Annotated in this window: 12 protein-coding genes; 3 read left to right on the top strand and 9 right to left on the bottom strand. The window is 52.6% G+C overall.

Features of this window, described 5'->3' with window-relative positions:
• Positions 1-54: 54 nt before the first annotated feature.
• Entirely contained in the window at positions 55-195 is a 141-nt protein-coding gene (locus JNUCC32_RS28480; protein WP_192570495.1) for a hypothetical protein, read from the bottom strand.
• A gap of 124 nt (positions 196-319) precedes the next feature.
• Positions 320-943, bottom strand: a complete 624-nt coding sequence (locus JNUCC32_RS28475) for a nitroreductase family protein (protein ID WP_096776862.1) — start codon at positions 941-943, stop codon at positions 320-322.
• 124 nt (positions 944-1067) lie between these two features.
• On the opposite strand from JNUCC32_RS28475, the gene JNUCC32_RS28470 reads away from it, so the two are divergent.
• Entirely contained in the window at positions 1068-1418 is a 351-nt protein-coding gene (locus JNUCC32_RS28470) for a winged helix-turn-helix transcriptional regulator (protein WP_192570494.1), read from the top strand.
• A 68-nt stretch (positions 1419-1486) separates the two neighbouring features.
• On the opposite strand, the gene JNUCC32_RS28465 is transcribed toward JNUCC32_RS28470, so the two are convergent.
• The 7 genes from JNUCC32_RS28465 to JNUCC32_RS28435 all read right to left on the bottom strand — a co-directional run bounded on the left by JNUCC32_RS28465 (position 1487) and on the right by JNUCC32_RS28435 (position 15417).
• Entirely contained in the window at positions 1487-4465 is a 2979-nt protein-coding gene (locus tag JNUCC32_RS28465; RefSeq protein WP_192570493.1) for a GAP1-N2 domain-containing protein, read from the bottom strand.
• Entirely contained in the window at positions 4465-5724 is a 1260-nt protein-coding gene (locus JNUCC32_RS28460) for a hypothetical protein (protein WP_009589557.1), read from the bottom strand. Before JNUCC32_RS28460 ends, JNUCC32_RS28465 begins: the two co-directional genes overlap by 1 nt.
• An 80-nt stretch (positions 5725-5804) precedes the next feature.
• Complete coding sequence (locus JNUCC32_RS28455) at positions 5805-6446, bottom strand: beta-mannanase (protein ID WP_192570492.1); 642 nt, start codon at positions 6444-6446, stop codon at positions 5805-5807.
• Positions 6447-6463: 17 nt separating this feature from the next.
• Positions 6464-7729 (bottom strand): vWA domain-containing protein, encoded by a 1266-nt coding sequence (locus JNUCC32_RS28450; RefSeq protein ID WP_192570491.1) that lies wholly within the window; start codon positions 7727-7729, stop codon positions 6464-6466.
• A gap of 37 nt (positions 7730-7766) precedes the next feature.
• Entirely contained in the window at positions 7767-10151 is a 2385-nt protein-coding gene (locus JNUCC32_RS28445; RefSeq protein WP_192570490.1) for a transcription initiation factor TFIID, read from the bottom strand.
• A 3-nt stretch (positions 10152-10154) separates the two neighbouring features.
• A complete protein-coding gene (locus tag JNUCC32_RS28440; protein WP_192570489.1) occupies positions 10155-13544 on the bottom strand; it encodes a tubulin-like doman-containing protein in 3390 nt (1129 codons plus the stop codon).
• Positions 13545-13629: 85 nt separating this feature from the next.
• A complete protein-coding gene (locus JNUCC32_RS28435) occupies positions 13630-15417 on the bottom strand; it encodes a vWA domain-containing protein (protein WP_192570488.1) in 1788 nt (595 codons plus the stop codon).
• A 314-nt stretch (positions 15418-15731) separates the two neighbouring features.
• On the opposite strand from JNUCC32_RS28435, the gene JNUCC32_RS28430 reads away from it, so the two are divergent.
• On the top strand, positions 15732-15884 hold the full coding sequence (locus tag JNUCC32_RS28430) for a hypothetical protein (protein WP_009589533.1): 153 nt from the start codon (positions 15732-15734) through the stop codon (positions 15882-15884).
• A complete protein-coding gene (locus JNUCC32_RS28425; protein WP_192570487.1) occupies positions 15877-16812 on the top strand; it encodes a hypothetical protein in 936 nt (311 codons plus the stop codon). The genes JNUCC32_RS28430 and JNUCC32_RS28425 overlap by 8 nt, the downstream gene beginning before the upstream one ends.
• The last annotated feature ends 2 nt before the right edge of the window (positions 16813-16814 follow it).

The raw sequence follows: 16814 nt of genomic DNA, 5'->3' as shown, positions 1-16814 counted from the left end.
GAGGTAACATCGCCGGGTCCTCATTCGTAATATCCTTGCACAGCAGGCAGTTGCTTATACTCCTCCCGCTCCTCCACCATGTTGGCTGATCACATCCATAGCCTCATCTATGATCGGAACTGCCTGTACCTTCTCGAAACAACCTGACACGATCCATACCGCTAAAAGTGCTGCAGCAACCAGGCCTTTTCTCATCCTTCTATTCCCTCCTAATAGAAATGCGTCGGAGACGGCGTAACTATTAGACGGATGTTTATCCTATTTTTTTCCACCCGCTGCATGAACAAACAACAAGCGAGCCAATATTTCATGCCATGAATTATATTTTGTTTGTATACATGATTTTGCCCACATCGTGTCTAACGGTTTTATGACCTTGTTTAATTCCTTTCCCAATGGCTATAAGCATCACATCTTCATACCTGTCAGAAATCTGTAAGGCCGACTTTAATTGTTCGGAATCATACCCGGACATGGTAATCGTATGGAGACCCGCCTCGTTCGCCAGTAAGACTAACGACATAGACGCCAGGCTTGCGTCTCTTACTAATTCGAGCTTTAAATCTTCTTTGGATTTATTTAGATAATATTGAATAGCCGCGCTGGCTAAATAATCTCTTAATGATGCGTCAAAATAACCCTTTTGAAATCCTTCTTCATGGATATGTATAATATTCTCTTTTTCAAATGCTTGATAATCGCCCAATACAACGATTAGAGCCGACGCTTCTATTACCTGTTGCTGATGAAAGGCAATGGGGAGTAACACGTTTTTTAAATTCGGTTCGTCGATAACCAGGTACCGTGTGGCTTGAATATTGTTTCCGTTGGGCGATTTACTGGCTCCTTCAATCAAAGCCGCCAACGTTTCCGATTCCATTTTATAATGGGGGTCATAATGCCTGACAGAACGTCTTTGCTCTAATATCTCTCTCACACTCATTGTGCTCACTCCAAATGTTTTATTTGCTTCACATTCCGATTATAATGGACCGTACAGTGGCAGAAAATAACGCACAATAAAGTGGGTTAGCCACCTTTATGTGCCTATTCAGGAGGATTACATAATGAACAGCCTCAACACGGGAATCAATATTTTTATGAACACGGTAGGAGGAAAGTGGAAATGCTTAATTCTCTTCTTTCTGAGTCAAAAGCCAAGGAGAACTAAGGAGTTCTACCTGCTCATGCCGACCATTACGCAGAAAGTCTTAACCGAGCAATTAAAGCAGCTGGAAAAAGATGAGCTTGTCCGAAGAGAAGTATTTAAAGAAGTACCGCCTAAGGTAGAATACAGTTTAACTGAGCTGGGCCAATCCTTCGTGCCTGTACTACATACCATGTGTGAATGGGGCACCACCTATGCAACCGTACAAAACCTCGAAAGAGAAGAACAAATCTGTCGCCAGCATGAATAAGTGGTCGTGCATACATAGTGGCGCGAAAAAAAACGAGCAGACAATCATTCGTCTGCTCGTTCTATAATTCAAACCCCTTCATCCGTCTCATTCTCGGGAGTCTGCTCTTGCTCTTCCGAAAGCGCGCTTTCGTCGGACAGCTCATAGGAGACACCATCCACTACGACCTTCTCGACTAGGGATACGTCAAGCGCCTGATCCAGCTTCACGGTGACCTGACTCGTATCAGCCGGGTTTGCCTGAACGGTGCCAAGGTCATCCGAGGTCTCCACATCCTCACCTTCAACAGGATCAGACTTGTTTTCCCCTTCTGTTGTCCCGCTATTCGGATCCGCTTGGTTCCCGGATGAATCCGTCTCGGATCCTGACGGATCAGCAGCATCGGCTTCCCCTGTGGTTTCATCCGCGCACACCCGCGATAATTCAGGACCGGCCGCTTCAAGCAGCGTGCTTCCATCCTTGCCTATAATCTGTAGTTTGTCCACACTGAAATCCCGGCAAGCCGCCGGTTGTTTAAAATGGAAATTCAGCTCGGTGCTTCCCGCCTGCTCGCCTTCCTCCACCACCGTCGCCGTTAATAAAGGCTGCTCGTCTACGGTCTCGGAAGAAGCCGGCGGTACCGTAACCGGCGGCGTAACGGCCGGATTCGGATCGGCATCGCCGTCCGCGGGACCTTTGCCGTTTTGGATCATCATGAAGGCAGCGCCAGCAACAACGATTACCACAAGCAAGGAAGAAGTGATTTTTACGAACCGCGAATGCCGGCGAAACCATCGCACCAACGGCGAAGCCAACTCGGCCTTAACCTGCGCATACACCGGTTTGAGGATGGGTGCAGGCGAACTGAAATAAGTTTTTACGTAATCCTTATTTTTAAAGGCTTCGCGGTCGTGGATTTTGAAATAATCGATGATGGCGGCGGCATAAGCGGGAACAAGTCCGCGAGGTCTAACGAATACCGGCTGCTCGGCAGACCACTGAATATATTGGTATACCACGTCCGGGCTCTTGCCGTATCTGTGCAAGTAATCCAGCAAGCTCCGATAGTCTACCGCACTGGAATTGATATCCGTGCAGAAAGCCAAGGTTATGCTCTCGAAATTGGACGGTTCCACATGATGCTGCAGCCACTTCCGCATGATATGCTGGGTGCGCTCCCGTTCCTCTGCCGAGAGTTCCGCCAGCACTTCCGCTCTAACCTCTTCATGGCCGGACCACTGGTGAAGGGCCAGCATGACCGCGGCTTTGGACCGAATCCGGGAATCGAACCGCTCTACCCAGCCTTTGAACTCCTTCGGCATTTGCAGGAACCCGATATCCATCAGCTGCTTCTGGCTTAATTGCTCAGGCTCCAGCTCACGCAAGAGAAAGAGATTGGCTGCATAGATCATCCGGTCCGCAAAGGCACGTCCGCCTTGATAACGGCCGATTCCCTTTTGCGGATCGCGTTCCAGCGCATCCAATTGATCCAGTACGGCATTGACCGTTCTCACCGGATCCGAATCCTGCTGAAGCTTATCGATAAGCTGGGCTTCCGCAAGCCGGACATAATTCTCCTGCTCCAGCAGGAGAGGGTGATTCCGAACCCACAAGCCGATCAAATCCACGAGGTCTGCAGGCGTTGCCGCTTGCTTCATGCGCGTTTTCATGTAGGGATCGAACATCAGCGCCGGCAGCCCCGGACTGGTCAGCACCCTCGCATAAAAGGCTCGGCTTAAAGACGGGTTGCTCTCCAGCAGCTCGTAAATCGCCATGGTCGTATCCTGACGCTGCTTCGATAAGGCATTATTTAAGGAGCGGATAAAATATTCCACGATCCAATCGTTATACTGCCGGGGATTGATGCCATGATAATCCTTCAGGAATCCCGCGATCGCGGCATCCGGAACATGCCCGCCTTTGACGAGCTCGAACTCCTTGGCAAACAGGGCAAGAAACAGCTGATCCAGACGTTGCTTCGCATCCAGGGCGCCTGCCGGCTGCAGGTAGAGCAGTGAAGCACGCAGCACGGCATGCTTATGCTCATGGTACAGGCCTTCATGGCCTTCTTCGATCTGGAACAGCATGCATAAATCATCATAGCTGTCCAGCGAGATCTGATGTATCGGCTCCATGTCCGCAAGCATTAGCTCGGCGAAGGCAAAAAAACGTTCGGACCGATCCGGGTCCAGCAGCGTATCCCAAGCAAAATCAAGATAAGGCTGCTCGGACCATTTCAGATCGGCATTGATGACCCGGCCTGCTGCGAGCTCAAACAAATAATCCTTCTCGATGCTCCGGTCATTCAGGCGCAGGCTGCCCTTCTCCACGAACATGAGATGAAGCCCCTTCTTGCTCTGCGGCTCCTTGGCATAAGTTACGAATCCAAGCACCCGGCGCAGCGCATAGGGCAATCGGCCAAACAGCACAAAGAGCAGCTGCTCCGCCTTCGCGGACAACTGTTCCACCGGGACATCCAGAACGATGTATACCTTTTTCTTCCCGGCAGCCGCGGATATGCAGGCATAGATCAGCTGCTTGAATACTTTCTCGTTGATCCCGAGCTCCTCCAGCAAGGCCGGCGTCCTCTCGGACGAGACAGCGGCCCGGGAATCGGCCTGTACCGGAATCGCAGGAAGCTGCGGCAGATCGACGCCCTCTTCGATATCGTAATGATCGGCAAAAGCGGCCTGAAGCCATGTCCGGTAAGCGTTATGATCATCTCGATGGAATCCTTCCGGAACGACGTAATGATGCGTAAAAAAGGCGCTGCGCAGCCCCGTGAAATCCGCAGGCTGAAACACGCTTCGGCCCAGCACCGTTTCCCCTGATTCGGTATGGAACAGATGAAGGGCAGCCGGATAAGACGCAGCGTCCCGTTCACTGCGCGCCGTCAGCTCGGCAGGTGCTTCGTATTGGCAGAAGGGATGCAGCACCTTTTTAATAAAGGAAGCCTCCAATCCGGACGAACGGGCCACCGTGTCAAAACCTTCGGCCGAGCGGAATATGCCTCGCCGCTCACGGGTGTACATCTGCTGCTGTATGTTTCGGGTTGGGAATTCCGGCACTAGTCTTCCCTCCCCTGAATGTACTTCAGCTTGTACAGAAGCCAGATGAACGGTTCATCCACCCGAATCGGGCTGACCACGCTCTGCAGCTTCTGATCGACAGGGTTGCTGCCCAGTGCCGACACGGCAAAATAGGCGGTATTCGAAAAGTACACATCCATCGTCCCTTTGAACGGACGGTCGACCTTTTCGATAAAACGGCGGATTTCGCCGTCAATATTTTCAAACTCGGTCAAATTCAAAAACTTGCGGTGCACCACATTGTTAAAAATATTGCTGTTCAGCTTCACATATTCGCCATCCTCATCCTTAAGCGCGTGAAGCATGTCGCTCTTGGTCAAGACGACGGCGGTTGGAATATCCGTCTTGCCTTTGTCCTCATACGCGATGAAATCGCCGAACATGGTCAGCACGACATCCCGCGGCTCATCATACTGGGATACCCACTCCCCGGGCTGATCGCCGAATTTCAAACGGATTTTTTCACGAATGGAGCGGATTTGGAGCGGATCCACCATAAACAGAATGCCCGCGGAATTCTTGATATGCTGTCCGTGCAGCCCCAAATAATCCTCATCCACCATGCCCTCGCCAGCCACGTCAAAAAATACGAGCGTTAAAGGCGGCTTCGACTCATCCTTGAACACGAATTGGAAAATAAAAGGCTCCTGCATTTTCTCCTTCTGCGTAGACGCCAGCAAATCCCCGCGTTCAAACAACGGCTCCTCATAGCCGGTGCGGAACTTGCGGCTGATCTCGGCATTCAGCGGCATGCAGGCCGCATCGAAATGATCTGCCGTCGTATGCTGAAGCGTATGAATCAGCGAAGTCATATAAACCGATTTGCCCACTTGCGAAGCACCGATAATCGAGATAATGTTGCTTGGCACCTTCCCGGCGGTAACCGGCAGCTCATTGTGGCATTTCGGGCACAGCCGTCTGCGCGTGACGATGCCGTAACGGTCATTCAATCCAACCAGGACGTGCTCCGAATAAATGTGCTGCTCCTCCGGGATGTCGCTCGGACGGATGATCGCTTCGATATCATACACCGAATCCAGCCCGAAGCGTTCACGGTACCGATTCAGCTCCTCATCTTCCCCAAGCGCATAATCCTCGTCATCCTCGCGGTCGTGGGCAGCCCGGAAGACAACCTCCTTCGGAGCAAACTTACTGAAACAGTAAGGGCAGACAATATCATAGAACAGTGGCCTTGGCTCCGGCTCCGGTTTTTTCTTGAATATATCAAAAATGCCCATCTTTCGTACCTCCCTCTGAACCCTATGAAATACACACGGACGCGCTTATCGTGGTTAACCGTGTGTTCATCGGTCTCTATCTATCTGTGCACCAGCTCATATCGTTGTCCGTATTTCTTGCCGTCCGTAAAAAACAGGCGAACGTAATCGTTCTTGCCCACCTCGATCGCAGGCAGTTCGTTGCGTCCGGCAGCAAAATCCGTCACGAACGGGTACAAGATGCCGTCTTCCTTGTTGACCGGATAAGCGCCCTGCTTCTTCACGTAACATAAAGCTTCCTTCGGTACCGGCACCTCTGCCGTCACCTGGATTTCGATCGTCTTATAGGGCTGCAGCCAGCGGCTTTTTTCGCGAATGGAGTAGACCAGTTTCGCTTTGCCGGTACTGAACCGAATGCGGTTCGATTCATCCTCCTGCCTGATTAACGCCATCTCTCCGTCTTCGGAAGACAAGGCGTAGACCGTGTACGTGATCTGACCGATCCCGTCCAGCCGGTCGCGGTACCCGTTGTTCGCCTTATACTCGTCACGGGTGTATAAACGCATCCCGCCTGGCTGCGAATCGCCTGCAGGCTGGCCGAATCCGTCGTCCATCGCACGGTGGATGTATACCGCTTGAAGACCCGGCGGCCAGCTCCAGCGGAGCGTGCAGTAACCATCGTCTAGTTGATAGCTTAATCCCCGAATGACCCATTCTCCGGGCTCCGCATGTTTAAACCGCATCTCGAACGCCCCCTGCTTTAAAATCCTCGGCTTGTTGAATCATTCGGCCGCTGCCCTCTTCCCGTTCGGCCCGGCCGCTGCACGTTGCGGATGATCTTGCTGCTCTCCTTAACCGGAATCACCAGCGTGAACAAAGCGATGATCCCCGCGAGCAAAAGGCAGGCAATCAGACGAACGGAGGCATCCCCGATTTCCTCGCCGGAGAGGCCGTATTCCAGAACCACGCCTGCCAGTACGCCCGATACCGCGCCGCCGATGCTGAAGCTCAGCGCAAGATGGCGATTGTCAAACACCGTGCCGAGGGCCAGGCCCATGGCAGCGCCGATGAGCAGCATCGCAGCGATTCTTCCGATCTGATGATACACGCTGTCTTCCATAGCGCCCGTACGTTTCGTCAACAGCGAACGGTCTCCAACGTCGTCATAGATTTTCTGGAAAACGAAAGACAAATCCTCCGCATGCTGAACGTCGTAATATTGTCCGCCCGTTTCCGCCGCAATCGTCTGAAGCAGCTGTGCACCGTCCGGGTTGACAAGGCTGAGGCCAATCGTATTTACCGCGATTTGCTGCTGTTTGTACTCCGCAAGCACACGATCATGGTCGGTTTCGCTAAATCCGTCCGACAGCAGGATGACCATGGCGCTTCGGCCGGCATCCCGGCTTTCCTGAATATGCGACATGGTATCCTCCAGCGCAAGACTGATGTCCGTACCGCCATCGTTCGTTGCCAAACCGTCGATTTCCGCAATGATCTCATCCTTGGTTTCTTGGTTCTTCACGCGCGTGAACGGCTGCAGTAACGTTGTTGCATGATCAAACACCATCACGGATACGCGGTTATCCCGATCCATGCGGTTGATCAGATTTTTGGCTGCCGTGTACCGGTCCTGATTCGGGTCCGTCTCATTCATGCTGCCCGAATTGTCAATGACCAGCACGATATCCTTCACGGGCTTGGCGCTGCCCGGGTTCAACTGGTACGCCCATTCAAACAGCATGCCAAGGAGGAACAGGGCCACCAACGTGGATGGAATCAGCAGCTTCCATGATGTGCCCGTGTACCGCTGTCTCCATGAGCTTCCGCTCAAACGGGGGGAGATCAGTTCTGCGATTAAACAGGCCAAGCCGATGCATAAGGCCAGAATCCCGAAATAAATCCCCGTAACCACGATGACAGGAAGCCCTGTCCCCCACTGGCGAAGCAAAAACTCCCCAATGGCAAATCCGAGTCCCCCACCGACCAGGCTAAGCAGCAGCAGGAGAGGGTTTAATTTTCGTTGCACAATACACGCCTACTCTCTGTATCAGAATCGAAGAACGCTAACGCAGCTCGGGAAGCTGCGCCGGTTCCATGCCATGAAATTCATAACCATTTGCCGTGTAGGTCTCGTAGTAGGTTCTGCCATTCCGGTAATACATCAGATCCTCCAGATGGAAACCTCCCATCAGGTTCAGCTTCTCGACCCCGCTGGAGCGCTTCTCGTGCACGATGCCCAGCTTGTACACCCGTAAAGCTTCATCGGCATGGATCGCATAGCGGACGAATTCGCTGTCGGCATCGCCGAAGAAATATTTTTCCTCATACCGATGCTCCTGCGTATAATCAAGCAGCCTGACCAGCGTAACGGAGTTCTCCTCCAGCATCCGGTATAACACCTTAAACAGGTCTTCCTTGGCCAGCACCTGCTTGTTATGGTAGTCGATGGTGACGTTCGCCCTCCGCAGCAGTTCTTCCTCGAAGGTCTGCACGAACGGCTCTGCCGTCAATAGATCCCTCAGACAGACCCGGATCATGTTCGACAGGATCGGTTCGATCCCTTCATGCGTAACGATGGAAAGATTGCCGACATACCGTTCCTCGAAGAATACGCCTTCGCCGCGCTTGCTCTCCAGCTCCAGCATCAGCTCCTCCGTCACGAGGCCGTAATACTCCATCAGGTTCTGGCCGATATAATCGTCTGCGGCACGGATGCTGGAACGGGCCGCCTCCAGCAGCTCCGCCTCCAGCTGATCCAGCATGCCTGCCTGCTGTTTGTACTGACGGTGAATACGTTCAAGCTCCGTCTCATACAGCCTGTAGAGCTCAAGCTCCGTTTCCAGCTGCAGCAGCTCATATTTGCGCCGATAGACCTCGCCCACGAAATATCGAATGAAATGGCGCACATTCTGTTTATCCCGAAAAGGAAGCTTCTTAAACGGCTGGCTTTCGACGCTTTCCTCATAATAGCGGTTTAGTCCGTCCTGCTCGGTCTTAAGCAAGCTGCCGAGATCCCGGATCCGGGATCGAACCGCTTCAAGCACAATGCCCGCTCCGGCCTTATCGCTCGTCCACGCTGCAATTTGATAACAACCGATTTGCGGGTGAGTCGCCAAAGAGCGGCGCAGCGCATCATGCAGTTCTTCTGCGGTGCTCATATCGCTCAGTCTCTTTCGGGCCGCCAGCTCGTAATTGTCGCGAAAAAACTGCCGGCAGCCATCTCCGAAGAGCGCCTCTTCCGCCTCGCGAATATTCATTCGCTTCAGCCCGGCATAACTGACGGGATGCGACATCATGCCTTTCAGTCCGTCCAGATGCTCGGTGGCCGGCAGCATCCGGTCCGCTCTTGCCGTTACGGCCTCCGAGTCGAGACCGAAATAGGCCAGGCATTCATGAACCTCCGGCTCCGGCCTGTTCTTCATGCGAAACAGCAGTCCGCGGCACAGATGGTAAAGGACCGTTAGCGCAATCGGCTCATTGGGCCTCTTCACCCGGGCAAAGCCGGCGGAGACAAAGCCTTGGCGGCCGGATTCGGTCATGATATTGCTTTTGAATGACGTATTGTTGTAAATGCCTCGGATCCCGTCATAGGTCTCATCCTTCTGCTTCCGGTTCTTGAGCAGGCCCAGGTGGCAGATGATATCGTAGATATCCTGCATGCCGGCGTAACCCGAGATGCCGCGTTCATTCTTGTCGGACAGCACATAGACGAGATCAAACAATGGGGATGCCGGGTGGACGACCGGAATCGTCAGCCCGTCCTCCGTTACCTGCAGCGGCGCGGAGAAGCTGTATTCCCTGCTCTGCATTAGCTCCAGTTCTCGCAGAAACGCAACGCCTACGGAGCTCGCATAACCGTAGGATTCAATCTGCTCCCTTTCATTAATGAGCGCATACAAATCCATTTGCACCGACTTGAACGACTGCTGGAATATGGATTCGGCCAGCAATGAAATTTCCGGGATAAATACATTAAACGGGTCATCGACCCGTGTAATGACAGACAGATGAACCCGGTCAAACGAAGCATAGCTGCGTCCAAAGTCTGAAATATGGTGGCTTAACTTCCGAATCGCTTGATTCAACCCGGACAGATAATGCGGGTTCTGATAGAAGCTCCGGTACAGCTCCTTCCGCATCGATTTGGAAGCGGCGTCTGACACCGGCATCTGGAGGTGGTACCTGTGAAGCCGACCGGAGAGTCCGGGGCCTTGGGGCCCTCGTCCTTCGCTCCGGTCCGTGCCTACATGAAAATAAACGACGCTGGCGCTGTTATCCCATTTTCGGTCCTGAATTTCCATGATCGGTTCGATGGCGGACGCTGTCTTGTCGCCAATGAACAAGTATACCTCCGGGTAGTGGATGCTGCTCTGATCATCCTCCATCAAGGTAAGCTGCTCTTCCGACTTGGCATAGCCGGCAGCATACTGGCGAAGAATCTCCCTCATCGTCTATTTCAACCTTCTTCGGATGTCATTTAATTTCGAAGATACCTGTCTGTAGAACTGGTACCGCTCTTCGCCGTCCGCAAGCTCCACCTTCTCGTATTCCAGCCGGTCGCGCGTTTCCAGGAACCGTTCGGCCAATTCTTCCAGCTTCGTGAGCAGCGGCGTAATATCCTCGGAAGCGGTCAGCTCCTGATCGCGGCGGGAGGATTTGCGAAGCAGCGTGCTGCGGCTTTTCTCATCAAGCTGACGGAAGTGCTTGTAGACTTCATACTCCACGTCGTTCACGCTTTTCAGCAGGTTGGCAAACGGCTCCCAGGAATCTTCCTCCGGATCGCGATCATAAACGAAGAGCGCACCCTTCTTGGTGATCGTCCCGGTGTACAACGCCTCGATGAATTGATCAAGCCATTTCTCTTCATTCTGATTGTCGCTGATCAAGAGCTCGAATTCCGTGATTTTGGCCGCGATGGCAGCATATTTCTTCAGCTCTTCCCGGACGATGCGGATCATTTCCGGAGAACGGATCAAATTCTCCTTGGCCATTTCCTCGTTGATGCTGTTGAAAATATCCTTGGAGCCTACCCGCTCCAGCCCCTCGTTCATCAATCGCTTCAGCTCGGTCCAGGCCCGCTTGACCTCGCCAAGGTTAGGCTTGGGACTATCAAGCTGCAGATCATAAGCGCGAAGCAGCTCATTCAGGTCAAACGGCTTCGTAAACACGACCGCATAACGGCTGCTCGTATTCTGGTCAACGTCCTTCTGGATGACGACCCTATACTCAAGCGCTTGGCTGAATTCGGACCGAACCCGGGCATTGTACTCCTGAACCCGCGGGTTGACGTAGGTATCCCCCCAGGATTTTTCGGGAATCGGCGACGGCAGGTACGTCCAATTGTTGCGATCCGTCTGCACCAAGTGGCGTCCAACGCCTTCCTTGTCCATGATCGTGCGTTCGTAGCTTTCCTCATAAACCTTCAGCGGCGTGTAGACGAACAGCGGCACGCCGTTCTTCGTATTCAGCCAGAAGATCCGGTTCTTCACTTCGCTTTCCTTCACGGTGAAATGGGATTTCCCGACCGAATTGTTCTGATAATTGCGAATCCCCTTCAGAATGCTCGGTGCCTGTACCGGCACGGACACGAAGCCCCAGGAAGGGAAGTACAGATTGCCTGCGCTGTTGCTCAGATGGAAGACCGGCACGGCTTCGTCATCCAGCTTGCTGGCGATACTGCGCTCGACGAATTTTTCGATGGAATCCTCCTGACCGAATTTCATGACCAGGAAATCCTCCATCGAGCGGGTGATCAGATCGCCGAATTTATCGGTAAGAAACTCCGAAATGGAACGGACGACATCGATCTCCTGCTCCCGGGTCCAACGATTGGCATGACTCAGCAGCTCCTGGGCGAAATCGCGGATGAGATCGTCCACATCCTTCTGATCCATGATTTTGTTGATGACGTCGGAAATGTCGGGCACGCTGACCAGGTTCCAGTAATACGTCTTGTTCCCTTTATGATCCTGCTGTTCTTCCCCGTTCACGAGAATGTCGCCGTTCTTGGCGAAAATCGAATTCAGCGCATTCAGAATCTCCGTGTATACGCTATAAATCCGGTTATTCTCCTGGTTCAGCAGATCGTATAAATCCTCGTAAAATTCAATCATCTGCTCGGTGCGTTCCACATCGGCTTCCAGCCAATATTCGTTGATTTTGGCTTCGATATAAATGTTTTTCTTCTTGTCCTTCGAGACAAAAGCGCTCTTTGCATCGCCCAGACGATCGATCGCCTGTTCTCTGGCCGACTCGATGTCCCGCGGTATGCGGGTCAGATTCTCCCGCAGCGCTTCGATGTAGGACAGCAGCATCTTCAGCAGGCTAAAGCCCTTCTCCGTATAGATCAACCGCGATACGTAAAACGGTCCTTGCTGCGGATGCAGGAACATCCGGCGGATTTGATCGCTGAACTGAGCCACGATCTCGCCCGGCAGCTGCTTCTTCGCTTTGATGTATTCCTCGCGGGCTCTAGCCAGAAAATTCTGTTCCAGCTCCGTGTCCATATTAATGACCTGGTTTTTCACCACGTTCGCGTAGCTGAGCCGCTCGCTGTTCTGGTATCCGGGCAGCGGCTCCGGTACGCGGGATTCGAAGTTCTTGGTCATCGAGTCCAGGTCGATGCCCAGCTTGCTCGCAAATTTCTCGACGTCCTCCTGGCTCGGCGCTTTCTCGAACATGGTTTGCATTTTGCCGAAGACGCGGTATGCCAGATACGTCGTCATCTCTTCGATCGGCAGCACGGCCGAAGATGCGCCGATGATGTTGTAGTCGTAATTGGCAGGATACGCCTTGTTCATCTGCGCAATATTGGTGCGGATGTTGCTGATATAGTCATGGATCGCAAATTCTTCGCCGGACTGTTTTTCCTCGCTGGCCATGAAGTTCGTGATGTTCTCCGCGGTAACGTTCATGCAGTAATCGTAGGCATTCTCCAGCAGCTTGCCTTCCGTATTCGTAGCGGATATCAGATGACATAGATTAAATGGAGGCAGCGGAGAGTTCACGTTCAGAATGTTGCCGTACTGCTGCTTGAACCGTTCGCCTCTGGCATCCACGTTCATCCAGTAGTCCAGCTCTTTGAGCGCGGCATAACCGTTCTTCTTGATGTACTCGCGCGTATGCTCGCTCAAGCTTTTGTTCGCCAGATTGATATCCGGCGTAAACAGATAGCCGAGCGTGTTCACGCGGTCGATGCCGGCAGAGCCGTGATCGCGTTCGATAATGCCGCGGACGATATAGGCGATGTCCAAGAAGCAGCCGCTGCCCGTACCGCCGGAGAGCCCCGTCAGCAGGAAGACCATCAGCTTTTTGTTCGTGCCGACCGACAGCGTTTTGATCTTCTTGTCGATCGCCTGCACCACTTGGGTAATCTTCGTGAACAGGAGCAAGCGGCCCGCCTGGCGTACGCCTGCGGCCCCGTTCATGCCGTCGGTAATGCTCAGCTCGGGCGACAGCCAATCCGTAATGTAAGGCTCCAGGATGCTGCGGTTCTGGAGAAGGCCTCCGATCTCGGCATTGGAGAGAAGCACGAATTCATTGATCGGATCCAGTCCGATCCCCTTGTAGCGCTTATTCTTATCCTGTTCGTTGGTCTCAAAAGCCAGAAACTCCACGTTATCCGGCTTGTCCATTCTTTTCTTGGACAACGGATCCTCCGGCAGCTTGAAACGGCGGTTAATCTGATATTTCAAGCGCAGCAGCGCATCGATCCCCGTCCCTCCAAGTCCGATGATGAGGATCGGATTGTCGATAGTATCCACCCGTATTTTCTCGCTGACAATGCCGCCTCCGAGTGAAACGTCAAGCTGCTGTATATGTTCTCTAACTACCGGTTTCATAACTTCCCCTCCTGATAGGTCTTGGCATTAAAAGGTTTGTTCAAAAAGTCCGCTTTCGATAAATCGACCTTTTTGAACTCGCACTTTAAGCCAAATATTCGAATAATATCGTTTTGTCCGCCTGCTGAAGGGAAACTCTCAGCCGGTCTCCGTTCTTCAGCTCCGTCCCGTTCGTTGCATCCAGAGCCCGTCCGGACTTCTCGATGACGGCTGAAGAAAGGTTCTTAAGTATGAGGCGGTCGTTCTTGCCCGGCATGAACAGGATTTTCTCCGTTTCCTTGAGCTCCGGAGCAAGCTGCAGAAGCTGATGCAGATTGAACTTCCCTTTGAAGGAAGTCAGCTTCTTGTATTGCGGGGACGTCTTCTCCCCGGTATTCTCATCCCTGATCTCAATCACGATTTGGCCGACAAAGCCCCTGTTCGCTTTCTTTATCGCGCCGAGAATGAAATAAGCTGCCGCTCCAACAATGAGCAGCGCCGCGATGCCAATGATTACGGGCCATAATGGAAAAGGTTTCGCATCCTCGCCCGCGGTCATCTCCTTCCCGCCATTGCCGGAGCCGGAGGCTGCCGCTTTCGCGCTAATCTTCACAGGCGGGCTTTCACGGTAGAAGCTCTGCTCCTCCGCACGCACCCTCAGCTCGTAGTCATGCTTCTGCGGAATCTTGTAATCCCCTACAAAGCTGCCTTCTTTGTTCTCTAGTATGACTTCCGACTCGTCCCCGGTGTCCAGGTCCTTGATCAACAGCTTGGCCGTCATATTGCCGTACTGTTCTTGGTCCTGCAGCTTCTGTCCATTGCTGACGAGGTACGCGTTAATGTCAATCGTATCCCCTGCCTTTACCTTGGAAGACGGCGGAGGATCCATAGCCAGCTCCAGATCGTAGTTGAACACGAGGTTGATTTCGATTTTGTCCTTCGATACGCCCTTCACCTGCAGCTTCCAGTCGCCTTGCTGCGGCTTCAGCAGCTTGAGCAGCGAATAGGAATTGGACGTGGAGCGCAGCACACTAGCCGATGGAATGCTTTGCTCGGCACCGGCGGGATCTACCAGTTTCACGTCCACTGGGCTAGAGGACATAATGGAAATATTTGCTTCCAACACGTTGGCATTCGGCACGCGGACCGTAACCTCCTGATAGCTTCCGTTGCCGGTAATCGACTGTACCGGAACGATCTTGAGCTGCTGGTGGCTGGCAAAAATCTCGCTTAATATTTGCGGAAGGTCATCCGCCGAACTGGTCGTAAAGGATTTGCCCCCCGTTTGGTTGGCCAGTTCAGCCAGCGTTTCTTTGTTCAGCTTCCCGTCGGCATTGAGTCCGATCGTATAAATCGGAATACCGCTTCCCTTGGCCTCCTTGACGGCTTGGTTCAACTGCTCTGACGCTTCCTTGCTCGTCCTGCCCGTATTCGGATCCAAATCATTGTTACCGTCGGCCAAAACAACGATCATCGGCGCATGAGCCGGGTCCATCCCCTGCTTCAGCACCTTCACGGCTTCATCGAGACCGACGGACATATCGGTGTACGGTCCGCGATCCAGCTGATCGATAAATTCCTTCAGCGCGGTTTTGTCCGCCTCCGACTGAATTTCAAGCAAGGCTTTCTCCCGCTGAATCCGGTCGGTATAGGAAACGATGCCGACCTTGTCGCCGGTTGTCGCCAGCATGTCGATGAACATCTTCATCGCTTCGCCGCTAATCCGCTCCGGATCGCTATTTTTCATCGAATTGCTGGCGTCCATCACCAGTACGGCATCGATGTTGGAGCCTTGGGAGGCAGCCGCTGCCTTAGGCAAGGCTCCTCCGCTCCAGGTCATGATCAGCAGCACCGCTGCCATCAGAGAGAGCAGCCATTTATTTTTACGTTGCATAGATTTACTCCTTCATCCATTTAGTCGAGCATCGGCGGATGTCTCGGTTCGTTCGTCAGAGACTAGTCTAACTGTAGGCAAAAAGTCTTAAAATTACATGAAAGGAAGCTTAAAATAATAATCGAAAATATCCATATTCCTACTGTGTTTATATAGAAAACACCACGCCAGTCACTAAAATATCCCAGCACTATGTCCATATGATATAATTATACCTGCCAAAGTTCAACATCATCAGTCGCGCCACCCGGACTTAGGACACAAGGCTCACCCTCTATTTTTGAACCAATTTCGATACCGAAAGGAACCGACATATGATTACATACGGATGTCTCGGGATTTTGTTTCTTTTTGTCATCATCAAGATCACGGCTTATTCCAAGCGTAAGAAGAACGCCCCGACGCCGGAGCAGCTGCAACAGACTCTGCTTGAAGCGGCCAACTCCAAGAGGGAACAGCATGGATAAGAAAAAGCCGGTGCAACTTCGCCCCTATGCTAAAACGAGATATGTCTACCAAAAGTTAAGGATTTGCAAACATTGCCACAATTTCACGATTCTTTGGGAGGACAGCTGCGCTTACTGCAAACGCCAGTCCCTGGTCCCCGTTATGGAATTTGCAGGGAGCATGGCCAAACGTTCCATGCAGAGCGACCGTCTTCTTTTCTACATTATAGGACTCTCTGCCGTGCTTCTCGGTAAGACCTTCTTGCAGATCGCGATCGCCTTTGCCTGCATGCTGATCCTGCTTGTATGTTTATGGCTGATCCAGCGGCGAATGCTGCATACCGAGACCCTGCACGCTCTGGACAAGCTTATAAGAAGTCATCGAGAACAGATTCTGGATGGCCTCGATCTGAACAAAGCGACGGCCTCCGCCGCCATCAAGGAAGATGCTCAGCTGGGCTTTGAGATCGTCAGGGAAATTGCTTCCTTGGTTCGGAGTGACCGGATCCGCCTGCAGCAGATCGTCCTTCTGCAAAGCTTCAGCCTCCGGAAGGATATGGATCTTGAACTCGAGCCCCTGCTTCTGGACGAGTTTGATCCGGACCTGGCCGCCTATATCGGGGAAATCGCCAAAATTAAACGCGAGCTGATCAACAGCAAAGCCATTCGGTACCTGCTCGATCATGAAGCTGACATTTTACGGATGGAGCATGGCAGGCAGATTATGATCGACGCTGCCGGAGCAGCGGTACGGAAGAAAAAATATATCGATACGTTTCCTGATTTCATTAGCCGCTATGCGGATGGATTGCCAAGGTACCGCTTCCTCCGCTTGTATCAGATCGTGCGCCGCAATCCCGGCTTGTCGTGGAACGGCCTTCGGGATCGGGTATCGGCGATTTATAATGAACATTACCGCTCGGACCCTGATTTTCAAAAATGGGATTAGAG

It is taken from the genome of Paenibacillus sp. JNUCC32 (assembly GCF_014863545.1).
Taxonomy (GTDB): domain Bacteria; phylum Bacillota; class Bacilli; order Paenibacillales; family Paenibacillaceae; genus Paenibacillus_AQ; species Paenibacillus_AQ lautus_A.
Note: the sequence above shows the minus strand (reverse complement) of the source record. Positions and strands in the feature narration are given on the sequence as shown.